This window comes from Bacillus paranthracis (assembly GCF_001883995.1).
Lineage (GTDB): Bacteria > Bacillota > Bacilli > Bacillales > Bacillaceae_G > Bacillus_A > Bacillus_A paranthracis.
Genome location: NZ_MACE01000027.1, coordinates 132,918 through 156,977 on the forward strand (window position 1 = coordinate 132,918; position 24,060 = coordinate 156,977).

General features: G+C 33.3%; 28 protein-coding genes and 1 pseudogene. 22 read left to right on the forward strand and 7 right to left on the reverse strand.

Annotated elements, in window-relative coordinates:
* The first annotated feature begins 389 nt into the window (after positions 1-389).
* From recQ to BAQ46_RS12375, 3 genes are all read left to right on the forward strand, one after another.
* A complete protein-coding gene (gene recQ / locus BAQ46_RS12365) occupies positions 390-2,507 on the forward strand; it encodes a DNA helicase RecQ (protein WP_071741986.1) in 2,118 nt (705 codons plus the stop codon).
* 25 nt (positions 2,508-2,532) lie between these two features.
* The gene (locus BAQ46_RS12370; RefSeq protein WP_000546576.1) at positions 2,533-2,916 is read left to right on the forward strand and encodes a gamma-glutamylcyclotransferase family protein; all 384 of its coding nucleotides are present in this window, start codon (positions 2,533-2,535) and stop codon (positions 2,914-2,916) included.
* Between the two features lie 184 nt (positions 2,917-3,100).
* Positions 3,101-3,838 carry an SAM-dependent methyltransferase gene (locus tag BAQ46_RS12375; protein WP_061536709.1) on the forward strand — a complete coding sequence of 246 codons (738 nt, stop codon included), beginning with the start codon at positions 3,101-3,103 and terminating at the stop codon, positions 3,836-3,838.
* Positions 3,839-3,877: 39 nt separating this feature from the next.
* On the opposite strand, the gene BAQ46_RS12380 is transcribed toward BAQ46_RS12375, so the two are convergent.
* Entirely contained in the window at positions 3,878-4,732 is an 855-nt protein-coding gene (locus BAQ46_RS12380; RefSeq protein WP_000127497.1) for a CPBP family glutamic-type intramembrane protease, read from the reverse strand.
* Between the two features lie 365 nt (positions 4,733-5,097).
* Between BAQ46_RS12380 and BAQ46_RS12385 the strand changes: the two genes are divergently transcribed.
* The 8 genes from BAQ46_RS12385 to BAQ46_RS12420 all read left to right on the forward strand — a co-directional run bounded on the left by BAQ46_RS12385 (position 5,098) and on the right by BAQ46_RS12420 (position 11,356).
* Complete coding sequence (locus BAQ46_RS12385; protein WP_071741987.1) at positions 5,098-7,173, forward strand: HelD family protein; 2,076 nt, start codon at positions 5,098-5,100, stop codon at positions 7,171-7,173.
* An 82-nt stretch (positions 7,174-7,255) separates the two neighbouring features.
* The gene (locus BAQ46_RS12390; protein WP_061130462.1) at positions 7,256-7,588 is read left to right on the forward strand and encodes a DUF952 domain-containing protein; all 333 of its coding nucleotides are present in this window, start codon (positions 7,256-7,258) and stop codon (positions 7,586-7,588) included.
* Between the two features lie 159 nt (positions 7,589-7,747).
* On the forward strand, positions 7,748-8,095 hold the full coding sequence (locus BAQ46_RS12395) for a PadR family transcriptional regulator (RefSeq protein ID WP_000339350.1): 348 nt from the start codon (positions 7,748-7,750) through the stop codon (positions 8,093-8,095).
* Positions 8,082-9,092 carry an HAAS signaling domain-containing protein gene (locus BAQ46_RS12400; RefSeq protein ID WP_071741988.1) on the forward strand — a complete coding sequence of 337 codons (1,011 nt, stop codon included), beginning with the start codon at positions 8,082-8,084 and terminating at the stop codon, positions 9,090-9,092. The genes BAQ46_RS12395 and BAQ46_RS12400 overlap by 14 nt, the downstream gene beginning before the upstream one ends.
* A gap of 34 nt (positions 9,093-9,126) precedes the next feature.
* Complete coding sequence (locus BAQ46_RS12405) at positions 9,127-9,639, forward strand: GNAT family N-acetyltransferase (RefSeq protein WP_000617502.1); 513 nt, start codon at positions 9,127-9,129, stop codon at positions 9,637-9,639.
* Positions 9,640-9,783: 144 nt separating this feature from the next.
* The gene (locus BAQ46_RS12410) at positions 9,784-10,560 is read left to right on the forward strand and encodes a serine hydrolase (protein WP_000450764.1); all 777 of its coding nucleotides are present in this window, start codon (positions 9,784-9,786) and stop codon (positions 10,558-10,560) included.
* On the forward strand, positions 10,557-10,913 hold the full coding sequence (locus tag BAQ46_RS12415) for a hypothetical protein (RefSeq protein ID WP_071741989.1): 357 nt from the start codon (positions 10,557-10,559) through the stop codon (positions 10,911-10,913). The genes BAQ46_RS12410 and BAQ46_RS12415 overlap by 4 nt, the downstream gene beginning before the upstream one ends.
* Positions 10,914-10,939: 26 nt before the next feature.
* The gene (locus BAQ46_RS12420) at positions 10,940-11,356 is read left to right on the forward strand and encodes a GNAT family N-acetyltransferase (protein ID WP_071741990.1); all 417 of its coding nucleotides are present in this window, start codon (positions 10,940-10,942) and stop codon (positions 11,354-11,356) included.
* Positions 11,357-11,497: 141 nt separating this feature from the next.
* Here BAQ46_RS12420 and BAQ46_RS12425 read toward each other — a convergent pair whose 3' ends face one another.
* A complete protein-coding gene (locus BAQ46_RS12425) occupies positions 11,498-11,710 on the reverse strand; it encodes a DUF3006 domain-containing protein (RefSeq protein WP_000820164.1) in 213 nt (70 codons plus the stop codon).
* A 2-nt stretch (positions 11,711-11,712) separates the two neighbouring features.
* On the reverse strand, positions 11,713-13,098 hold the full coding sequence (locus BAQ46_RS12430; protein ID WP_061130465.1) for an S-layer homology domain-containing protein: 1,386 nt from the start codon (positions 13,096-13,098) through the stop codon (positions 11,713-11,715).
* A 253-nt stretch (positions 13,099-13,351) separates the two neighbouring features.
* Between BAQ46_RS12430 and BAQ46_RS12435 the strand changes: the two genes are divergently transcribed.
* From BAQ46_RS12435 to BAQ46_RS12475, 9 genes and pseudogenes are all read left to right on the forward strand, one after another.
* Complete coding sequence (locus tag BAQ46_RS12435; RefSeq protein ID WP_000288941.1) at positions 13,352-13,756, forward strand: GNAT family N-acetyltransferase; 405 nt, start codon at positions 13,352-13,354, stop codon at positions 13,754-13,756.
* Positions 13,757-13,769: 13 nt separating this feature from the next.
* Entirely contained in the window at positions 13,770-14,123 is a 354-nt protein-coding gene (locus BAQ46_RS12440; protein WP_000994635.1) for an MmcQ/YjbR family DNA-binding protein, read from the forward strand.
* A 21-nt stretch (positions 14,124-14,144) separates the two neighbouring features.
* Positions 14,145-14,852 (forward strand): class I SAM-dependent methyltransferase, encoded by a 708-nt coding sequence (locus BAQ46_RS12445; protein ID WP_071741991.1) that lies wholly within the window; start codon positions 14,145-14,147, stop codon positions 14,850-14,852.
* Between the two features lie 65 nt (positions 14,853-14,917).
* Complete coding sequence (locus tag BAQ46_RS12450; RefSeq protein WP_001093430.1) at positions 14,918-15,313, forward strand: ribosomal maturation YjgA family protein; 396 nt, start codon at positions 14,918-14,920, stop codon at positions 15,311-15,313.
* Positions 15,314-15,328: 15 nt separating this feature from the next.
* Positions 15,329-16,255: a phosphotransferase enzyme family protein gene (locus BAQ46_RS12455; protein WP_071741992.1), complete on the forward strand. Its 927-nt coding sequence runs from the start codon at positions 15,329-15,331 to the stop codon at positions 16,253-16,255.
* Positions 16,252-16,770 (forward strand): DNA topology modulation protein, encoded by a 519-nt coding sequence (locus BAQ46_RS12460; protein WP_071741993.1) that lies wholly within the window; start codon positions 16,252-16,254, stop codon positions 16,768-16,770. The genes BAQ46_RS12455 and BAQ46_RS12460 overlap by 4 nt, the downstream gene beginning before the upstream one ends.
* Positions 16,771-16,802: 32 nt before the next feature.
* Positions 16,803-17,009, forward strand: a pseudogene (locus BAQ46_RS12465) (hypothetical protein); the annotation flags it as partial.
* A gap of 100 nt (positions 17,010-17,109) precedes the next feature.
* A complete protein-coding gene (locus BAQ46_RS12470; protein ID WP_071741994.1) occupies positions 17,110-18,303 on the forward strand; it encodes a macrolide family glycosyltransferase in 1,194 nt (397 codons plus the stop codon).
* 357 nt (positions 18,304-18,660) lie between these two features.
* Entirely contained in the window at positions 18,661-20,028 is a 1,368-nt protein-coding gene (locus tag BAQ46_RS12475; protein ID WP_061130471.1) for a lytic polysaccharide monooxygenase, read from the forward strand.
* A gap of 130 nt (positions 20,029-20,158) precedes the next feature.
* Here the strand turns inward: BAQ46_RS12475 and BAQ46_RS12480 are convergent, their stop codons facing one another.
* The 3 genes from BAQ46_RS12480 to BAQ46_RS12490 form a co-directional block, all read right to left on the reverse strand.
* Entirely contained in the window at positions 20,159-20,593 is a 435-nt protein-coding gene (locus tag BAQ46_RS12480) for a GNAT family N-acetyltransferase (RefSeq protein WP_000555718.1), read from the reverse strand.
* A gap of 107 nt (positions 20,594-20,700) precedes the next feature.
* Complete coding sequence (rpiA, locus tag BAQ46_RS12485) at positions 20,701-21,363, reverse strand: ribose 5-phosphate isomerase A (protein ID WP_000364536.1); 663 nt, start codon at positions 21,361-21,363, stop codon at positions 20,701-20,703.
* A gap of 4 nt (positions 21,364-21,367) precedes the next feature.
* Positions 21,368-21,688, reverse strand: coding sequence for a 2Fe-2S iron-sulfur cluster-binding protein (locus tag BAQ46_RS12490; RefSeq protein WP_001125376.1), 321 nt, complete (start codon positions 21,686-21,688; stop codon positions 21,368-21,370).
* A 143-nt stretch (positions 21,689-21,831) separates the two neighbouring features.
* Between BAQ46_RS12490 and BAQ46_RS12495 the strand changes: the two genes are divergently transcribed.
* Both BAQ46_RS12495 and clpP read left to right on the forward strand, forming a co-directional pair.
* Entirely contained in the window at positions 21,832-22,518 is a 687-nt protein-coding gene (locus BAQ46_RS12495; protein ID WP_000337497.1) for an RNA polymerase subunit sigma-70, read from the forward strand.
* 21 nt (positions 22,519-22,539) lie between these two features.
* Entirely contained in the window at positions 22,540-23,121 is a 582-nt protein-coding gene (clpP, locus tag BAQ46_RS12500) for an ATP-dependent Clp endopeptidase proteolytic subunit ClpP (protein WP_000991625.1), read from the forward strand.
* A gap of 45 nt (positions 23,122-23,166) precedes the next feature.
* Here clpP and BAQ46_RS12505 read toward each other — a convergent pair whose 3' ends face one another.
* Positions 23,167-24,024 carry a glycine betaine ABC transporter substrate-binding protein gene (locus BAQ46_RS12505; protein WP_001227645.1) on the reverse strand — a complete coding sequence of 286 codons (858 nt, stop codon included), beginning with the start codon at positions 24,022-24,024 and terminating at the stop codon, positions 23,167-23,169.
* Positions 24,025-24,060: the final 36 nt, after the last annotated feature.

Here is a 24,060-nt window from a genome sequence, read left to right on the forward strand (position 1 = left end):
ACGTTTAAAAAGTTGAGAAAGAAAATGAAAAAGCTTTCTATAAGAAAATAATGGTTGGTACTTATAGTATGATTCATATTTCCACGCTTCATTATTTGAGAATTGGGGTTGGTTCGATACGCTTTTCTGTTTGATGAAACTAATATTATGGTGCTTCATATAGTAACCTCCTGAATTCATATGTATAAGATTAGTAGTATTCAAGGAGAATTAATAAAATGTGTATTTATTTTGAAATTCGTTATAATTGCTAATCATTCTCAAAAACGTAAAGAAGCATAAAATAATGAAAAAGCAGGCTGATAGTCATGTATTCATCACTTTCATGATGCATAAGAGATGATATAATAGGAGTAGATGAAAGATAAAGAAAAGCAGGTGACTCTTTTTTGTTTACAAAAGCACAAGAACTTTTAGCGTCTTATTTCGGTTATTCGTCATTCCGAAGAGGACAAGATGAAACAATTAAAAATGTATTAGATGGGAAAGATACTGTCTGTATTATGCCTACAGGTGGTGGTAAGTCAATTTGTTATCAAATTCCCGCATTAGTATTTGAAGGAACAACGTTAGTTATATCGCCTTTAATATCACTTATGAAAGACCAAGTAGATACATTAGTACAAAATGGTATTTCAGCTACATATATTAATAGTTCTATTTCGATTACAGAAGCGAATCAACGAATTCAATTAGCGAAACAGGGCCATTATAAGTTACTTTATGTAGCGCCAGAGCGACTTGATTCAATGGAGTTTGTTGACCAACTGATCGATATGAAAATCCCGATGATTGCCATTGATGAGGCGCACTGTATTTCGCAGTGGGGACATGATTTCCGTCCGAGCTATTTACATATACACCGTATATTAGATTATCTTCCAGAAAAACCGCTCGTATTAGCATTAACTGCTACGGCAACACCACAAGTTCGTGATGATATTTGCAACACGCTTGGAATTAATCAAGAAAACACGATTATGACAACGTTTGAGCGCGAGAACTTATCATTTTCTGTTATTAAAGGGCAAGATCGTAATGCATATTTAGCGGATTATATTCGTCAAAATCAAAAGGAATCTGGGATTATATATGCAGCTACTAGAAAAGTAGTTGATCAGTTGTATGAGGATTTAATGAAAGCGGGAGTTTCTGTATCAAAATATCATGCCGGTATGAGTGATAACGATCGAAATGAGCAACAAGAACTCTTTTTACGTGATGAAGTGAGTGTAATGGTAGCCACATCTGCGTTTGGGATGGGTATTGATAAATCCAATATTCGTTACGTTATCCATTATCAACTTCCAAAAAATATGGAAAGTTATTACCAAGAAGCAGGACGTGCTGGCCGTGACGGATTAGATAGTGCATGTATATTGCTTTATTCTTCTCAAGATGTACAAGTACAACGCTTTTTAATTGATCAATCGACAGGAGAGTCTCGTTTTTCAAACGAACTTGAAAAACTGCAAAATATGACTGACTACTGTCATACAGAACAATGTTTACAATCATTTATTTTGCAATACTTTGGAGAAGAACCAAAAGAAGATTGTGGCCGCTGCGGTAATTGTACAGACGACCGAGAAAGTATCGATGTGACGAGAGAATCGCAAATGGTTTTATCTTGTATGATTAGGACGAACCAACGATTTGGTAAACAAATGATTGCACAAGTACTAACTGGATCTAAAAATAAGAAAGTCATTGAATTTAATTTTCATACTTTGCCAACTTACGGACTTTTATCAAATCGTAGTGTAAAAGAAGTGAGTGAATTTATTGAGTTTTTAATTTCAGACGAGCTAATTGCAGTTGAACATGGTACTTACCCGACACTAAAAGTAACGGAAAAAGGGAAAGAAGTGTTACTTGGTAAAGAGAATGTTTTACGTAAAGAACGAGTAGAGACAAGACAAATCGTTCAAGATCATCCTTTATTTGAAGTACTTCGCGAAGTACGTAAAGAAATTGCGCAAGGAGAAGGGGTACCTCCATTCGTTATTTTCTCTGACCAAACGTTGAAAGATATGTGCGCAAAAATGCCGCAAAGCGATTCTGAACTTTTAACTGTGAAAGGGATTGGTGAACACAAACTTGTGAAGTATGGTTCGCACTTCTTACAAGCAGTTCAGCACTTTATTGAGGAAAACCCAAACTATGCTGAAACTATTAAAACAGAAGTGATGACAGAACGGAAGAAATCAGGGAAAGCTTCAGCAAATTCTCATTTGGAAACGTATGAAATGTATAAACAAGGTATTAATCTAGATGAAATTGCGAAAGAACGTGGATTATCAAGACAAACGATTGAAAATCATTTAATTCGTTGTTTTGAAGATGGAATGGAAGTAGACTGGAACAGTTTTGTTCCTGCAGAATACGAACAACTGATTGAAACTGCTGTGCAAAATGCTGATGGTGGTCTGAAATCGATTAAGGAACAACTTCCGAATGAAGTGAGTTACTTTATGATTCGTGCTTATTTACAAATTAGAAAGTAGTGACATGTAAAGGGGATAGGGATTAATGCATCACGTTTTTGTGTATGGCACGTTAAGAAAAAAGCAAACGAATGCTCATTATATGCAAGGTGCAATATGCATTGCAGACGAAGCATGGACGTATGGGGAATTATTTGATACAAACGAAGGGTATCCGGCGATGACTTATTCGAATGAAGAAAAGGTGTATGGAGAAGTTTATGAAGTAAATGATGACATATTGCATAAGTTAGACGAACTAGAAGAATATACAGGTAATGCAGAGACGGATTTATATGAACGAATCACACAAATAGTATTTGATGGTGATAGGGAAATAGAGGCATATGTGTATCTCGCTCAAGATAAAAATATGCTAAAGAAAGTTATCATTTCTGGTGATTGGTTGAAGTATCAACAAGGGAAATAATAGCAGCCATAGAGCAGATATTGGAATTTTCCATTATCTGCTCTTTTATTTTTGGTACTTTAAAAATTCTTATTATTTAGATAAAATGTAAATGTAGGGAAATCAAAAGGAGGATTTTTCATGGGTATCAGAAATTTAGTTTCTCACCTGTAGTAGAAAAATAACGTACAGGAGGAGAATAATAATGAACGAATTAAATGTAAAAGAATTTTATAAAAAACAATTTGAATTACTAAGCTATAATATAAAAAATGAAAATTGGTTGCAGGAAGTTGCGAAAGAAGTACAAGAACAAATTGGATATTCATTTCAAACGATGTTAGAACTAGGAGCTGGAAATGGTGGTTTTGCAAGAGCGATGTCTAATTTGGATGTAAAAATGACTACTGTTGAGCTTGTACCAGAGTTAGTTATGTTTGCTAAAGAACATTCTACTAGTGATATTGAGATTCATTGCGCTGATTTTTATAAAATTAACTTTGAAGAAAAGTTTGATGTTGTTAGTTATTTAGATGGATTTGGTGTAGGGACAGATGAAGAACAATTGGTTTTATTAAAACGAATCCATAATTGGTTGAAAGATGATGGGTGTGCACTTATTGATATTTATCAACCATTATATTGGGAAAAAGCAAATGGACAAGAAATGCCGATTTATTCTGCAATGCGAAAATATGAATATGATAGTGAGAATGCTAGGATGCTGGACCACTGGTGGGAAAAGGATTCTTCAAATGATATCGTGACACAATCTTTACGTTGCTATACGATAGGTGAGATTAGTAATTTATGTGCAGAGGCTGGTTTCAGTATAGTTGGGATTTTCCCAGGAGGAGCGTATGACTTTGAAGAGAGGAAATATAAAGAGCAAGCGTCTTTAAATGAATGTTTATCATATCGAATAAAAATAAAAAAAGAGTAGGGATTAATTCCTTACTCTTTTGTGCCTTTATAGTGTGAATCATTGACTGTTTTTCGTATTTAATTGTCGTTCTTTTTTAATTCTTATAGATCTTAGTACAATCCCAATTCCAAGAAATACAATAGTAGCAACGACTCCGCTAATAGGGTTTAACCAAAAATCACTGCCTTTGGTAAGTGTAATAATCCCTGTTATTGTAACTAAAACGGTAGGAACAGCATCTTCAATTGCATGCATGATAACGCATGGCCATACTGACTTTGTAAGTCTATATATTTCAACATACATAATAGACCAAGAAACCATAAGTATGCAACCGGATAAAAGCATATTTAACCTTGAAATAGATTCGAAATATTCATTTGGTAAAAAAACTAAATAATAAGCGGCATGCCAAAGAGACCAAACTAAACCAGAAATAATATAAATAAACCAATCGTTTAACTTTAGTTCAATGAGCTTAGGAGTTAAATAACCGCGCCATGAAAACTCTTCAAAAATATTTTTAATAAAGTTACCAATAGTAGACATGAATATGAGTGACAATAACGAATATATTTCAAAACTAGTTATGTTTGCTACTCCAAAAATAAGTGCTAAACTTATCGTTATTACTGTAACGAACGGGTAAATTAGTATCGCAACGAAGTACCATTTAAAGTTTGCCTTCAAATTTAGTTTTATACCAAAATCATTCCAATCTCGGCTAATAACTCTAAGGAAAATACATGAGAGGAAAGGTAATATTAGCCACAGTCCCATGCCTAAAGAGTTTCCTTCAGGCTGATCTGTTAGAAAAGAATCTAGAATTACGCCAATCCAGCCACTAGCCAATACAATGAACACAAAAATAAGTAAATGTAACTTAAGGGTTTTTCTTTTGGTAGCAGTCATTTTCAATAGACTCCTTTACTCTTATTTTTGACTTTTGTGACCTTGGGTATTTTATCAATGAAATAATAGATAACTAGAAAAGAAGCTGGAGAGTATGTAAGGGAAACTTAGTTAGATAGTATAAAGTCCTTTTAATCAATAGAAAATAGCGGCTTTTGTATAAATCACTTTATTATATGTGTAGTTGTATGATTTAGATGTTATATATTCTTATCATGTAAAAATCTCATTGGAATTTCAATATTAGAAAGGTGAAAAGTAAGTTTTTTCAGAAAAAACAAATTAAGTCCTTGACTTTATAATTGGATTTTTAATACAATTATATTTCGACTGAAAAATTAGAACGGACAGGAGGGAATCATCAAATGAACAACATTTTTGAAGAAGAGTTACAAAAAATGAAAGATACATTACGTACGATGGATGATCAATTAGAACAGCTTGAAAAAATTCCAGTTTATTACGGCGATGATTTTAAAGAGCAAATTCTTGAAAGTATGAGGGAGTCTAATAGACAAAACTTACGTATTGGGGTACAAGAACCGTACTTTGGTAGATTAGATTTTCAAGAGGATGGCAAGGAAGAAGTTATGCCGATTTACATCGGTAAAGTTGGTGTTTCAGATAAAGATACGATGAAGCCAATTGTAATTGATTGGCGGGCACCTGTCGCAAGTATGTTTTATTCATTTACCGGCGGTGAAGAATTAGCGTTTTATCAATCACCGGATGGATTAGTAGAAGGTGATGTTTATTTAAAGCGAAATATCTCTATTCGAAAAAGAGAATTAGAACGTGTTGTTGATACATATGTAAAAGGAAATGAAGATGTCTCGCATGCCGATGATTTTCTTCTATATCGATTAGGTGAGAATAAAGATAATAAACTAAAGGATATTGTTTCGACGATTCAATCGGAGCAAAATGATATTATTCGTGCGGAAAGAAACTTGCCATTACTTATTCAAGGGGTTGCAGGAAGCGGTAAAACAACGATCGCTTTACATCGCCTTGCTTTTTTAATTTATGAATATCGTGAGCAACTAGAAGCTGAAAGAATGATTGTATTCGCTCCGAATAGTCTGTTTTTAGACTATATTTCGAGTGTACTTCCTGAATTAGGTGTTGGGAATATTAGTCAAACAACATTTCCGGACTGGGCATTACGTACGTTAGATGATTCGGTGAAACTGAAGCAGACAGAAGAAAAGTTGAAAGAAGCATTTTCTATTAATCGTGATGAAAAAAAGGTTATGCTTGGTAAATTGAAAGGTACGCTAGAATTTAAGTCCTTTATTGAAGAGCAAATGGTTCAATTTGAAAAAGAACTAGTGCCAACAAGTAATTTTGAGGCATGGGATAAAGCTGTTATTCCAGTGGAAGATATAAAAAAATGGATGCAAGTTGAGTATAAACATTATCCATTAAAGAAAAGAAGAGAACGTTTAGTTGGCCGAATGAAGCGCTGGATTGAAATTGAACTAAAAAAGTATGGCGAAACAAACGAGAAGAAATTATTAAAAAAAGAAGCGACAAAGAGATTGAACAGTTATATAAAGTTTTGGCCGAAAATGAGCTCGCTTTCAATATATAGTTCAATATTGAAAAGCAAAGAAATACTCGAAGTATTACCCGAGGAACTTGTGAAAGAAACTGAGAAGAGTTGTCGTAAAAAAGAAGTGTATGTAGAAGATTTACCCGCTTTAATTTATATACATCATCGCATAACAGGTATTGAAATCGGGCAGAAATTTCATCACGTCGTTATTGATGAAGCGCAAGATTTCTCACCATTCCAAGTTTATGTATTAAAAGAAATTACATTAGGTAATTCTTTCACTATATTAGGTGATTTATCTCAAGCGATTTATGATTACCAAGGGATTGAAGATTGGAGTGCTTTTAAGGAAGTATTCCAAGAAACAGGCTATTATGAACTGACGAGGAGCTATCGTTCTACAAAAGAAATTATTGAATTTGCGAACGAAATAATTAAAAACGCCGAGATTCCAGTAGGGCTTGCGACACCAGTTTTTCGTAGTGGTGAAGAGGTCAAAGTAATTCAAGCAGAAGATCAATTTAATGAGATTATAAAGACGTTAAAACATTTACAAAATGATGATGTGAAAACAATTGCGGTAATAGGAAGAACAGACGATGAATGTCGCGATATATATGAGAAATTAACAAAGGCAGGAGTAGCTGTAAACGTCATTGAAGCAGATCAAAGTAAATATGAAGGTGGTATTTCAGTAGTACCTATATACTTGGCAAAAGGGCTAGAATTTGACGCTGTGCTACTAATTGATGTTGATGAAGAACATTACAAAAATACAAAACACGATGCGAAGTTACTATATGTCGGATGTACGAGATCACTTCATGATTTATGGATTTTCCATAGTGGGGAAGCATCGCCTTTAATTAACGGATTAAAATAAAAATGAAACGCAAGAGGCTTTTCTAGTAACAAAAAGAAGGACCTCTTGTTTTTCCATATAAAGGTACGGGGAGAGAATAACAATGATTACAAAAGTAATAACAAAGAGAAATTGGGAAATCGCAAAGATAAATGGAGAAATTAATGAAGCCTCATTAAAAGAAGAGGGATTTATTCATTGTTCGTTTTTTGAACAAGCTTTAAACGTTGCAGCAAAATATTTTATTCATGAAGTAGATGTTTTATTACTGACAATTGATCCATCCTTAGTGAAAGCAGAAATAAAATATGAACTTGCTTCTAACGGCCAAGAATATCCGCATGTTTACGGAGCAATTAATATAGATGCAATTATAGATGTTGTTCCATTGCTTAAGGAAAAAGGGGAATTTATATTACCAGAGTTACAAAGTTAAGCGTGTTATAAGTAAGTTAGAAAAGCACAAATTACAAATTTGTGCTTTTTATTATCCGTTTTTTGGTAAAAAACATTGTGTTTGTCACCATAATACTGTACGATACATAGTATAAAACATATACTGTATGACATATAGTAATGGAAATGAGGTGAATACATGGATGCTTTATTAAATTCATTAATTACTGAGCTAAGAAGAGGTACATTAACATTAGCAGTTTTAAGCCAATTAAGAACGCCGCAGTATGGATATTCACTTGTCCAATTATTAGAGAAATCAGGAATCGTAATCGATCAAAGTACTTTATATCCACTACTTCGCCGGTTAGAAAAGCAAGAGCTAGTGACGAGTAGTTGGGATAAAACAGAGAGTAGACCTCGTAAATATTATGTTTTAACTGAATACGGATTAGAGATATTCCAGCAGTTGAGAAAGGAATGGATAAAGGATTCGAAAAAACTTTATAACTTATTAAAGGAGGAGGACAAGAATGAATTTGATTGATATTTATGTCGAGGAAGTAGCGAAGAGATTACCTGAAAAAAATCGTGAAGATATTATTCTTGAGCTACGGTCAACAATTGAGGATATGTTGCCTGATAATTATAATGAAGACGATGAAAAAAGAGTTCTTGAAAAATTGGGGAGTCCGGTTTCATTAGCTAATGGATATTTGGATAGACCGATGCATTTAATTGGACCGCGTTATTTTGATGTATATACGACATTATTAAAAATGATCATTCCAATTGCAGTTGTTATTGCACTCATTGCAATGGTTGCAGAAAATTTTTTAAGTTATACTGGTGATCAAGCAGTATTAAATGTTATTTTACAAGTAATAGGTAAAGGCATTGGAGAAATTTTTGAAGTAGCCCTCCATGTATTTTTCTGGTTAACACTCGTATTTGCTATTTTAGAAAGAACGGATAAAAACAAAGATACCGAGCCGTTGACGACAAGTTTAAAAAAGTGGACGCCAGATGATTTGAAAAACATTTCGTACATTCCGAAGAAAAAAGCAATTTCCAAGTTTGAAGTTTTTGGAGGGTTAATGTGGACGGCAATATGGGGTACACTTTATTTTTATGCGAATCATCTCGTTGGCGTATACAGTGGTACGGGAAGTGGATTGAAGTTTGTCGCGCCAACGTTTAATCAAGATGTGTTACTTCAGTATTGGCCAATCGTTGTGATGATAATTGTTTTTGAAATAGCGATATCTCTTTATAAATTAGTACAGGGACAATGGACAAAAAGATTGGCAATCGGGAATGCTATTCTCCAAATAGCTGGAACGATAGTATTCATTATAATTGTAGTAAATCCGCACATATTTACCGATGGATTTATTACGTTTGTGGCAAATGTGTTCACTATTTCTCCGGAAGAACTTAAAAAGTGGCTAATTAGTGGGGGTATTCTCATTTACGTTTTATCTGCTGCATTAAACATTTATGATGGCTTTCGAAAAGCTAGTGTTCGTGTAACAAATAGGTAGTTAAAAAGAGAACGTATATGAAAGGAAGAAAACGATGATAAGGGAAGCAACGGAAAAAGATGTAATATACATTTTAGATATTTATAATGATGCGATACTGAATACAACTGCTGTATATACGTATAAACCCGTAACCCTTGAAAATAGAATAGATTGGTATGAACAAAAAAAGGCTGATGGTTATCCGATTTTTGTATACGAACTAGATAATAAAGTAGTAGGATTTGCGACATTCGGTCCGTTTAGAGCTTGGCCTGCCTACAAATATTCAATTGAGCATTCTGTGTATGTTGATAAGGAATATAGAAAATGTGGGATTGGAACTTCTTTGATGAGAGCATTGATCACAATTGCAAAAGAAAGAGAATATATGACTTTAATTGCTGGAATTGATGCGGAAAACGAGAAAAGTATTGCCTTACATGAAAACTATGGCTTTGTTCATGCAGGGACGATTAAAAAGGCTGGTTATAAGTTTAATAAATGGCTAGATTTAGCTTTTTATCAATTGGAGCTTAATGGTCCTAAAAATCCTTTAGAAGAATAGAAAATTAGTATCTTAGGTAGCATGGAGTTATTCATGCTACCTTTTTCTTATTGTAATCATAAGAATGCTTATCTAAAAAAGGGATTTCATATTATATATTGAATTATTAAAAAATAATATAACGTTTGGAAAAGAGGCTGGGAAATGGAAACTGTCATTCAAAAAATGAAAGAGATACAATCTGATCATGTTGGAATAGCTATTTATTCTACAAAAAATAATCGCATAGTTGCTTCATATAATAGTGAATTAAATATTCCGTTAGCATCGGCAGCAAAAGTAACAATAGGATTTGTAGTAGCGCAGATGGTGAAGGAAAATAAATGTAATTGGCATGATATACTTCATCATGTTAAATTTAATCCAAATGAAGATAGTGCGCAGTTGTATCCACATTTACAAGGAAGAAGGACTTTAACACTTGGTAAAGCAGTAGAAGTGATGATAGCATGTCATGATAGTTACGTTGCACAGTCAGTTGTAATGTACTGTGGTGGATGGGATGCTGTAAAAATGTATGCCCAAACGTACTTTTCAAAAATTTATATACAAGAGGACGCTAGAGATGAGAAAAATGTTGGAGAATTAAATGAAGTTCTTTCACTTTTAGTACATATTTTTCAGGGTTATAAATCAGAAGCAGAATTATGGGAACCAATTATTAGCGGCATGGTAAGACAGCAAGGTGAATATGAAGGAATACATTCATATCACTTAGCTCATATGACAGGTGGGCTATCTTCAGCTGCAATAAATATTGGTATAATAGGAATATTTAACGAATTTCCGTTTCTTTATGTTATTGGGGGAAAAGATTTACCTAATCGACTTGAAAATAAAGAGGTAGATGAAGCTTTTGCGGTAGCTTTGAAGTACATATACAAAGAATATAGTGAAAGCATGCTAGGAGTGAGTAATTGAAAAGAAACTTAAAGACATCAACAATCATTATGTTAATTGTAACGATTATTGCTCTTGAAGTGGGTATCGCACTATACAATCACAATTTGTCATTAGATACTATTTATTTTGCAGCGATCCTCATTTGTATTGTATTACTTTTTGGTACACGTGTTTCTGAGAAGAAAGAGAGACGAAAAAAAACAGCTCTTTTATTTTGGCCATCTATTTTACTATCTATCGCTTGTTTTGCAGTTATAAGTTACATAAGAATAGGCTATGTTTCTGTACCAGGTATAATTGGCTTTTCATGCTTTGTTATTTATGGTGGTTTCGTATTTATTAGTATGTTAAAAAGTAAAAATGAGAGATAGCTTACTAAGTTGAAAGGAAGAGATATATGAAACGCATAGAGAATGGTACTCGCATAGAAGGAGAATATATAAAGAATAAAGTCATTCAATATAACATGTCTATTTTAACAGATGAAGCAAAACAGCCGATGGAACAAGTAAGTTTTGTTCTGAAAGATGAGGCTGGGAAAATCTTTGGCGGCGTAACAGGTACGATGTATTTTTATCATCTTCATATAGATTTTTTATGGGTTGATGATTCAGTTCGTCATGATGGTTATGGTAGTCAACTATTACATAAAATTGAAGATATTGCGAAGGAAAAAGGTTGTAGATTAATATTATTAGATTCATTTAGTTTTCAAGCACCAGAATTTTATAAAAAGCATGGCTACCGAGAATATGGTGTTGTTGAAGATCATCCGAAAGGGCATAATCAACACTTTTTAGAGAAGAGGTTATAGTATTCGTGTTTTGCGAGAAAAGTGTTTTTTAAAAGCATCGCCAATAAGGCGATGCTTTTTTTAGTTTATAGAAACTAATCCATCTGATGCAATTATGCGAAGAAATAGTTCGATTCGTATTACAAGGATTTTCTTTTTTTACTATTCAAATAGCTTATTCATTAAATCTTGTATTTCACGTCTTCTTTTATCTGTTTCATCCTTATCAATTGTATACGTATCATCCTCTATTATGAGAACATCACCCTCTTTTGCAGTGGAAGGGAGTTTGGATTTAGGTACATCAATTGTTACGTTATTCACTTCAATAACTGCTAGTTCGCCTTCGAAACGGTCAATAATACCTCTCTTCATAATTATCTCTCCGTTCTTACAGAAATGTTAGAACTATCACTAGTAATAATTACAGTTCCATTTAAATCCGTTCTATATACTTTAACAGACATTGCATTTAACTTTGCTAAAGTTTCCTGTGTGGGATGGCCATATCGGTTACCTGCACCTGCACTGATTACAGCGATACTTGGTTTCACTGCATCTAAAAATGGTTGAGAAGAAGAAGTCTTACTTCCGTGATGGCCAGGTTTTAATACATCGGATTTTAGGCCGGAACCATACGTTGCAACCATATCTTTTTCACTTTTAGATTCAGCATCACCAGTAAATAAGAAAGATTTGCTGCCATGTGTTACTTTTAATACAGCACTCCACTCATTTAGATCGTTACCGTATTCTTTAACAGGAGCTAAAAATTGTGAGTTTAAACCATTGATTGATAAAGTTACTCCAGACTTCGCTTCTTTAATAGTTAACCCTTTGTTAGCTACTGCAGTTAAAAAGTCTTGAAACGTTTGTGTCGTATGGCTTACTTTAGGTGCGTAAACGTTTTTTACATTCATAGCATAAAGTACTTCATCCAATCCGCCTACATGATCGGCATCAGGATGAGTAGCAATCATATAATCGATAGTTTGGAATCCTAATCCTTTTAAATAATTTGCTACTACTTTACCTTTTCCGTTGTTACCACCGTCAATAAGGATCGTTTCGCCACTTGGAGATTTAATAAAAGTAGCATCACCTTGTCCTACATCAATATAATGAACTTCTAACTCTCCTTTAGGCTTAGGAAGAGCCGGACGGAAACTAGGTTCTAATACACGAGCTAAAAATGCGGCGAACTGTTCACGAGTTACTTTTATGTCTGGACCAAATGTACCATCAGGAAACCCAGCTGTAATATTATTTTGAGCTAAAATTTTGACAAAATTGTAACCCCAATGAGTAGATGGAACATCAGGGAAATTGACGTCTGCACCTGTAGGTTGCAAATTAAAAGTTTTAACTAAAACTACTGCCATTTCTGCACGAGTTAATGAACGGTCAGGGAAATAGTTTGTTTCACGTTGTACAATGTTATTATGTGCTAACTTATGTACAGAATCATAGTAATAGATACCTTTGGCTACATCGGAAAAAATATGATTATAGCTAGATGGTTTTTCTAATTTTAATGATAAATCTAGCATTAAGGCCATTTGTCCACGAGTTACATCATCACCCGGTTTAAAAGTTCCTTCTGGCGTACCATTAATGATACCTTTATCCGATAAATAGTTAATTTCCTTAATTGCCCAATGATTAGATTGGACATCTGGGAAAGCTTTAGCACTTGTAAGATTTGGAATGAACAATGTTAAAATCATGACAAATGCTGTTAGTAATAAACTAAACTTTTTCAAAAAATCGACTCACTTAATGTATTTTTTACCTTATTAACTTTACCATTTATTACAAGTAATTCAAAGTTTAATAAGTAAATATTTTATTAGTTGTTTTGTATTTCCATAAATTCGTTAATTTGAAATAATCTAACTTAATAGAGGGGATAGGAAAGGTATTAGAGAATTGTTTATATTGCAATTGTAAAATCCATATTATAAATTTATAAAATCATTTATAATAATTTATATCATGTTAAATGGGAGAAAGAAAATGTATACATATAAATTACAAGATGAGAAACCAATCTGTTCAGAAAAATTAAAGAGGCTTTACGATTCTGTCGGTTGGTGGCCAGAAAGAAAAGAAATCGATATTCAAAAAATGTTAAAAAATAGTATAGCAATTGGGGTATGGAAAGAAAATGAGTTAATTGGTTTTGCTAGAGTTGTTTCAGATGGTGTTTTTCGAGCGTACTTAGAAGATGTTGTTGTGCATGAGAGTGTAAGGAATAAAGGTATTGGAGAGAAGATGCTTACAATGTTACTTGAAGAAATATCTCATATCGATATTGTGAGCTTATTTTGTGGAGAGAAGCTTATAAAGTTTTATGGTCAAAAACAATTTCAAGCGACGAAACAAATTGTGATGCATCGTAATCAAATAGTGAAAGAATAAGGGGAGAATTAGAATGAATGCAACAAGGGAATATTGTTTATCGAAAAGAAAAGCGACAGAAGATTCACCAGATGGTTGGAATGCAACGTGTATGAGGCTTAATAATAAAATATTTGCGATATTGAACCATGAAGAAGGCGAAAAAGCGGCAATAACATTAAAATGTGATCCAGAACTTGCGCTAAGATTAAGAGAAGAGTATCCAGAAACAATCATTCCGGGTTATCATATGAATAAAAAACATTGGAATACGGTGTATATACATAAAGATGTGGAACAGGTGCAAATTAATAAGATGATTGATTGGTCGTATGATTTAGTTCTACAATCATTTTCAAAGAGAAAGCAGCAAGAGTTATTAGATTAATATGTATAAGGGGTGGATGTATTGAAAGACACGATCAAAGATACATATGATAAATTAGCGAGTACATATAAAGAAAATCTAGATGTGGCAAATCCATATAACAGCTATTATGAAAGACCAGCGATGATGGAGATGGTTCCAAAGAAATTAGAAGGGAAGAGTATACTAGATGCCGGATGTGCAGCTGGATGGTATACTTCTCAATTTGTAGAAAGAGGAGCAAATGTTACTGCAATTGACGTAAGTTATGAAATGGTAAAAGCTGCAAAGGATAGTATGGGGGATAAAGCAACGTTTCTTTGTCATGACTTGCAAGAAGTATTACCGTTTGAAGATCATACTTTTGATGTAATTGTAAGTTCGTTAACCCTTCATTATTTAGAAAATTGGAATCAAGTATTTCAGGAATTTCGTCGAGTATTGAAGCCAGGTGGAGAATTTATATACTCTATTCATCATCCTTTTATGGATTTTACAAAGTTTACTTGTAAAAATTATTTTGAAAAACAATTATTAGTAGATACTTGGATTAAACCTAATATTACAATTGAAGTTGAATTTTTTAGAAGGTCACTTCAAGATATTATTAATGAAACAACAAATTATTTTATGTTAGAAAAAATGGTCGAACCAAGGCCAGTTGAAAAGATGAAAGAAGTAAATGAAAAATCTTATTACTATTTAAATACAAATCCACATTTTCTTATTGTTAAAGCAGTTAATAAATAGCTAGTAAAATGATTATATTTTACTAGCTATTTTGCAGTTATAAATGATGAATTAGGAGTTTTGAAATGAATACGAAACGAAATAGATTACTATACGCAATGTTTACAATCCTTGTTATTATTTTAGGGCTTAGTTCAAGAAAGTTTGCTTTTGCGCTGCCGGCTCTATTAAATGATTATTTAGGTGATGCTTTATGGGCGTTAATGATTTTTATTGGATTTGGATTTTTATTTCCTAAAATAGAAATGAAGAAATTGGCTTTTGTTAGTTTAATGTTTTGCTACGGGATTGAAGTGAGCCAATTGTATCATGCTGAATGGATAGATAGTATTCGCGCAACGACTTTAGGTGGACTCGTATTAGGTTATGGATTTTTGTGGAGTGATTTAGTTGCTTATACAATTGGTGTTGGGGTAGGATTTCTTTTTGAGTTTATATTAAGGACGAATAAGCGATTTTAAATGGAGGTATTTATTATGGAGGATATATTAGAAATTGTGAATTTTTGGTTTGAAGATAAAGATGTCACAGCTACTGAAATAAAAGCAAACGTAACAAAGATTCATTGTAATAATAAATCCTATATTTTGAAGGAAAAGGGATCGATAAAACAACTATTAGTTGAAATACATGTATTAAAACAGCTTGAGGAAAAAGGGGTTAAAGTGCAAAAATTAGTGAAAACGAGTAATAGTAAAAAGTATGTATTTTATAAAGAGAAGTATTATTGTTTGTACAAATATATTGCTGGAAGTGGACTTGAAATAAAAGATACAGAAAATCTGAAGGAGCTAGGAAGTACAATTGGAGAAGAAATAGCTAATTTACATCAAGTACTTAATTCGGTGAATAATAATGAGTTAGTAAAAAGAGATTTGTATAAAGTAGTATACGGATGGGCTTTACCTATTTTAGAAAAGAATGAGTATGTTCATCAGGATGTAATTCGAAAAATGAATCAAATACATACAGCTTTCAAAGAAATAGTTCACCCATTACGAGAGCAAATTATTCATCGTGATATGCACTTATCCAATGTAATCTTTAAAGATAATGAATTTCAAGGTTTTATAGATTTTGAACTATTAGAAAGTAATGTAAGAGTATTCGATTTATGCTATTGCTGTACGAGTATTTTGAGTGAGTTATATAGTGATGAAGTATTAAGAGGGAAGTGGCAACATATTATCAGCACAATCTTTGAAGGATATAATAAACAAAACATTTTAATGAAAGAAGAACTACAGTCTATTTGGTATGTCATGCTTTCGATTCAAGTTATCTTTATTACTTATTTTGTTCAGTTAAAAGATTTATTAAAGTTAAATGAAGAGATGTTTTTCTGGATTTTTGCTAATAAAGAGGCTATTGAAGAGTCAATAGAAAGGATCGCACAAAAATGAAAAAAATTATATTAATAGGTTCTGGTGGTTCAGGAAAATCTACACTAGCAAGGCAGTTAGGCAATAAATTAAATATTAAAGTACATCATCTTGATGCACTATCTTGGAAACCGAATTGGGAAGGGGTACCGAAAGAGGAGCAAAGAACGGTTCAGAATGAATTAGTGAAAGAAGATGAGTGGATTATTGATGGGAATTATGGCGGGACAATGGACATAAGAATGAACGCAGCTGATACAATTATTTTTCTTGATATTCATAGGACAATATGTGCTTATCGTGCTTTTAAAAGAGTTATACAATATCGGAATAAAACAAGACCGGATATGGGCGCGGGATGTAAGGAAAAATTTGATTTGCAATTTTTTAAATGGATATGGGAATATCCTAAGACGAAGCGACCTACAATTTTAAAGAAGTTAAATCAATTGAGTAAGGATAAAGATGTTATTATTTTAAAATCTACAAATGAAGTAAGACTATTTTTAGAGAAGTACAGTGCTATAAATGGTTAGATTATAAAAAGAAATAACCTGGGGGTATAGAATTGGATAGATTTATTAGGCTAGTTGATTCTAATATGGTGAAAATTCCAGCAGGAAAAGTAGAATTAAGAGATGATCGAATAAAGAAAGAATGGAAAGCCCAAGTTAATTCGTTTCTTCTTGCAAAGTATGTTGTAACGATGGAATTATATGATGCGATTACGAATCATACATCAAATTTATCCAAAGATAAAAACAAACCAGTTGTAATTTACATAGATGACCTTGGATTTAGGCTCGCTAAGTCCATTTAGAAAAATTATAAGAGCAAAATAATATAGATAAGATTTAAAGTAAGGAGTGTTTTAAGTGGCACGTGTTTTATTCATTAATACTGGATCAGAAGGGCATATAAATCCAACATTGCAAGTTGTAGAAGAATTAGTTTCGCGTGGGGAAGAGGTAGTTTATTTTTCAATAGAAGCTTTCAGAGAACGTATTGAAAAAACAGGGGCTATTGTAAGAACAATTGACGACCAAAAGTTTATAAAAGCATTTCTTTCCGGTGGCCGAAATTATTTGCAGGAAAGAATAAATGGCCTTCTACATACAGCAGATGTTATTATACCAAGTGTTCTTGAACAAATTGAAGGAGAACATTTTGATTATATGATTCATGATTCGATGTTTGGCTGTGGCCGTATAATTGCTCAAATTTTAAAGCTTCCGGCAATAAATTCCTGTACATCTTTTGCACAAGATGAAAAATCATTTCAACAAATGTTAGATCACTTGTCTAAAAGTATCCCAGTGAAAGTTCAGGAGAGGATACATAATGATTTTGAAAGATTAACTAAGGAGGTTGCGGAAAAGTATAGTGTTGAAATAAACTCACCATATGAAGTTTTCTGTAATCCAGCGTCACTTACTATTGTATATACAATAAAAGAGTTCCAGCCTTTTGGAGATATGTTTAATGAAACATTTAAATTTGTAGGTCCATCCATCCCTGCACAAGTAAAAAATGAAGACTTTGATTTTACTTCAATTGAAGTAAAAAGCCCGATTTACATTTCGCTAGGCACTGTTTTTAATGAAGCGCTTGATTTTTATAAGCTTTGTATGAAGGCGTTCGAGAATAGCGAGCATACTATTGTGATGTCTATTGGTAATAAAACGAACATAAGTGATTTAGGTGAAATTCCTAAAAACTTCATTGTGAAAAACTATGTACCACAAATGAAACTACTTGCATATACAAAGTTGTTTATTACACATGGTGGAATGAACAGTACACATGAAGGGCTATATAACGGGATTCCACTCATTGTAATTCCGCAAAGTGCAGATCAGCCAGTAATCGCAAAGCAAGTGGAGAATCTAGGAGCTGGGATTAAGTTATCTATGAAAGAATTAACTGTAGAACAACTACGTGAAAGTGTAGAACTTGTATTAAATAATCCATCATATAAAGAAGTTGCATGGAATTTGAAGGAATCTTTCCTGAAATCTGGTGGCTATCAGGAAGCTGCTGATGAGATTTTTACATTTATAGGTCAATAATAAATAGAAAATTATACATGAGAAGAGTGTCTATATGAAATGATATAGACACTCTTTTTTTATATGAAGCGGAGAATTCGTTGTTTTGAAATGTTAAATATTCTGTTTTGCAAATTCGGACCATAGTTTTACGTGTTACTAATGCTTTCATCATTTCTGCACAACTTCTGCACATACTTTGATGATTTCTATGTCATGATATATTCATCAAGTGAAATATTTCACAAGAAATGAAATATATTTTCACTGCGGTGTATGCATAACACACACATACATCGTTACAAGATTGTCTCTTGTTATTCTTTTACATCGAAGCCCACATTACACTACGAATTATAACAAGAAGGGGACAGGAACATGAAGAATCAATTTTTAAAACAACTACAAAACATGAAAATGAACAAAAAAAGTCTAGGAGCTGTTGCATTAACAGCTGGAATTATTGGCACGACACTTATTCCTCAAAACGCATACGCGCACGGTTTTGTTGAAAAGCCGAGCAGCCGATCTGCTTTATGTAGTCCAACTTATGGTGCACTAAATGTAAACTGCGGAAGTGTTATGTATGAACCACAAAGTTTGGAAGCTCCAAAAGGGTTCCCGCAAACTGGCCCAGTTGATGGTCAAATCGCTTCTGCAGGTGGTAAGTTTGGTGGTATTTTAGATCAACAAACTGCCGATCGTTGGTTTAAAAATACAATTACAGGCGGGGAAAATACATTTACGTGGAAATATACAGCGCCTCACTTAACGAGCAAATGGCATTACTATATTACAAAAAAAGGATGGAATCCAAATAAAGCGCTCACAAGAGCAGATTTTGAACCAATTGGAACTGTGCAACATGATGGTTCTGCAGCCTCAAATCATTTAACTCACAAAATCAATGTACCTACTGATAGAAGTGGGTATCATGTAATTTTAGCAGTATGGGATGTAGCTGATACAGCAAATGCATTCTATAATGTAATTGATGTTAATCTCATCAATGACGTAAAACCAGACACAGAAGCTCCAAGCATTCCAAATAGAATTCAGGCACAAAAAGTAACAGCGAATAGTATAGAACTAGCATGGAACGATTCTACGGATAATGTAGGGGTAAAAGGGTATCAAATCTTCCGTAACGGAGAGATGATTGATACAGTACCAGGAACTCATTTTATTGATAAAAAATTACAACCAAGTACAGAATACTCTTATACTATAAAGGCAATTGACGCAGCTGGAAATGCTTCGAAAGAAAGTGCAAAGCTTACAGTAAAAACGACAGTTGAGGCTCCTGATACAGAAGCACCAACACAACCAAAAGGATTACATAGTATGGGAACGACAGCGTCAAGTGTGGAACTAATGTGGAGTCCTTCTGACGATAATATTGGTGTAGACCATTACGATATTTATAGAGAAACAAAAGGATCAATGGAAAAAATTGCAACATCCAATACGACTTCTTATATGGATAAATATTTACTCTCTAATACTACTTATAAATATGTAGTGAAAGCTGTTGATGTAGCTGGAAATGAATCTGTACAGAGTGATATATTCATAATTACTACAAAAACTGAAAGCGTTTCATATGAAGAATGGGATGCAAAGAAAGCATATGAAAAGGGAGATAAAGTTCTACACGAGGGAAAAGTATATGAAGCAGTCCAAAGTTATAAAGGAAATGGGGATCCAAACTGGATTTATGCTTTATCATTATGGAAAACAGTGTAAGATTTACCTTGCTATGAACTAAGAGATAATGGGCTTTGATGCAAAAGGACATCTTGAGAATTCATTTTTCTATAAATAAAAAAGGGCAGTATATGAATACGTAAAGTAGTTTCATATACTGCCTTTTTTATTATGATAACATTTTCGTCATAAGTATATGCGGAATGCCATCTTCCATAAATACATCAGAAGAGGTTTGATAACCTAGTTTTTTATAAAATCCTTCAGCCTGTGTTTGACCGTGTAGTTTTACTTTTGTAGATTCTTTTTCACGAGCAATTTCTTCTAACGTTTGAATAATTACTTTTCCTAAACCGTATTTACGATAGTCTTTTAAAATACAAATACGTTCTAATTTTCCAGTTCCATCAACAAATCGGATACGACCTGTACCAACAGGAAGATTGTTATAATAAACTAAAATATGTTTACATTTCTCCCCGATTTCATCAAACATATCGAATTCATCTTCAAGTGGAACATTTTGTTCTTTTACAAATACTTCTTTTCGAATATGAAAGGCAGTTTCTAAATCTGTAAGTTCTGTTATGAGTTTGGAGTGCAAATTGTTCAATCCTTTCTAGTGTGATGTGCTTTTGTTTTCATAGTATATCATAATGTTACGTAATAACGAGAAAATATAAAAAAGCTGACTGTAAGAGTCAGCGTTCATTATAATTCCTGTATCCCGTTTTTTGTTCCAATAATCGCCTTACTAGTCATATTAACAAACAATCCGGTTTCAACTACACCAGTAATCATTTTTAATCTTTTGTGTAAATCGGAAGGAGTAGGTATATGATTAGGGAATATACAATCGATAATCATGTTATTATTATCGGTTATAAACGTTTCATTATTTTTTAAGCGTAACGTTGTTTGACATCCTAAAGATTGAATTTTACTTTCGGTTTGTTTCCATGCAAAAGGTATGATTTCAATAGGTAATGGAAAAGTCCCTAAACGTGTCACAACTTTTGATTCATCAACGATAATGATAAGTTCTTTCGAGGAGGAGGCTACAATTTTCTCGCGAAGTAATGCACCACCGCCTCCTTTAATAAGCTGTAAATTAGAATCAATTTCATCAGCGCCATCAATTGTAAGATCAAGACTTTGTACGTCGTTTAACGAAATCAACGGAATATTTAGCTGCTGTGCCAATGCTTCCGTTTCCTTTGATGTCGGGACAGCTTGAATTGATAATCCCTCTTTTACACGTTGACCTAATTTTTGTATCGTCCAGTATGCGGTTGATCCTGTACCAAGACCAATCTTCATACCATCTTTTACGAAGGTTGCAGCATATTCACCAGCTATCTGTTTTAAATCCATCGCTTTACTCCGCCGGACGTGGTCCAGCATCAAGACCTGAACTTTCAACTGTAAGTACTGGGCGAACTACTATATCCTTATGTACACGCATTTGACAAGATAATCGTAAATGATCCTCAATCCCTTTTTCAGTCATTGCATGTTTTTCATTCGCACTCGCTTCACAAAAATCACCGGCTATAATTTCTACTCTACAAGTTGTGCAACGTGCTTTTCCGCCGCAACGATGGAGTATGTTTACACCGTTATCTTCAATTGCTAATACTAATTTTGTGCCTTCTTTTACATCAAAAGTTCCCGCACCTTCAATTGTTAATTTTGGCAAATTTGTTCCTCCTCACGTAAAATTGTACATAACATATTTATGACCGCGAATTATTGAACATAAACATAATTTTTTTATATGCCCCGTAACTTTTTTATTTGTTGAATCGTTAATTAAGTAAGCGCTGAAAAGGAGTGGTTATTTTGTGCACAAAAGTAACTCATATTTTGAAAAATCATATCGATATGAATCATTCAAATATAACTTTTTTAATTGAGCAATACGGAGAGTTGAAAAGATACTGTACATTTTTAACGAAAAATAAATGGGATGGCGAAGATCTTGCCCAAGAAACGGTTTGTAAAGTACTTCAAAAATATAGTAATAAAGATATTTGTATGACGCTCGTATATAAAATAGCTAGAAATCGTTGGTTAGATCAAATAAAGTCAAAATCAGTTCATGAAAAAATAAGAGACCAAATTACTTTTGAAGAACCACATGAAAAAATTGCAGATTTGCATGAAATGGTAGGGAAAGTATTATCTTCATTAAATGTACAGCAATCCACGATTTTATTATTAAAGGATGTTTTTCAATATAGTATCGCTGATATTGCTAAAGTATGTTCCGTATCGGAAGGGGCAGTAAAAGCTTCTTTGTTTCGGAGTAGAAATAGGTTGAAAACTGTAAGTGAAGAAGGGATAGAGATAGTTGAATTCACAGACGATATGGAAGTTGTAGTAACGTCTATTCGAGAAGAGAGACCGGAATTATTAACGAAACTGCTTCCAACAATAGATTTTACTAAGTTACCATCTAAACAGCCAGTCTTATTATTTAATGTGAAACAACCTTCTTCCTACAGTTGTATGCTTTTAGCAGCATAACAATTATTGGAGGGATTTAAAATGAATGCAATTCCATATGTTGTAGAACAAACGAAATTAGGAGAACGTTCCTATGATATATACTCAAGGTTATTAAAAGACCGTATTGTTATTATTGGTTCAGAAATAAATGATCAAGTAGCGAGTAGTGTCGTAGCTCAATTATTATTTTTAGAAGCAGAAGATGCAGAGAAAGATATATTTTTATACATTAATAGTCCAGGCGGATCAACGACAGCAGGTTTTGCCATATTGGATACGATGAATTTAATCAAACCAGACGTGCAAACGCTATGCATGGGCTTTGCAGCATCATTTGGTGCATTGCTATTATTATCAGGTGCAAAAGGAAAACGGTTTGCACTCCCAAATAGTGAAATTATGATTCATCAGCCGCTTGGTGGTGCACAAGGGCAAGCAACGGAAATTGAAATCACAGCAAAAAGAATTTTAAAGTTAAAACATGATATTAATAAAATGATTGCAGAAAAAACAGGGCAACCGATTGAAAGAGTAGCACATGATACAGAAAGAGATTATTTTATGACCGCAGAAGAAGCAAAGGCATATGGGATTGTAGATGATGTTGTTACGAAAAAATAGCAGAAAGCAGGCTAGAGAGTAAAGTATATTCTCTAGCCTGTTTTATTAATCTTTTATCCATTCATCGACTAACGCTTGATTCTTTTTAATCCATTTTCGCGCCGCTTCTTCGGGATCTTTCGTTTTATTTAACTCGACCATTAATGTACCAAGCTGTTCATCGTTCATTTTCCATTTATCAAAGTATTTTATGATATCCGGATGATCTTTTTCGAAACCTTTACGAACGGAGTAATAAATGTCATCTTTTTCACCATATACTTTCTTAGGGTCTTTTAAATATTTTAAGTCAAATTCTGAAAAACCCCAATGTGGATTCCAAAGCGTAACAGCGATTGGTTTCTTTTTCGTATATGCTTTTTTTAGTTCACTCATCAAAGCAGCTTCAGAAGACTGGACAAGTTTTAGCTTTATATCATATTCCTTCATCGCTTTATTCGTTAAATTCATAAGACTGCTGCCAGGTTCAATTCCGACAATTTTATTATCTAGTTCATCTTTATGTGCATTTAGATCTTCAATGCTGTTTATGTTTTTCACATAAGAAGGGACAACTAAACCTAGTCCGGTTCCTTCATACCATTTTGATTTTAAGACAATATCATCTTTATAACGATCATTTAGTGGTTTATCCGTAACGGGTAGCCATACTTCTAAATTAGCATCAACATCACCGCGAGCAACACCAGTCCAAATTGCCGCTTTTTCTAAATACATGAGTTCAACTTTGTAGCCTTTTTGTTCTAGTAGTACCTTCCACATATTTGCAGTTGCAATGTTTTCTTTCCAACTTGTTACACCTAGTTTAATTTTTCCTTTCGAATTTGCATTTGTTGCATTACATGAAGAGAAAATCATAGTAATAAATAATGCAAGGCATATGAGCCATATTTTCTTTCTCATTAAAAACCTCCTAAGAAACGTTTGCTTTTTAAATAA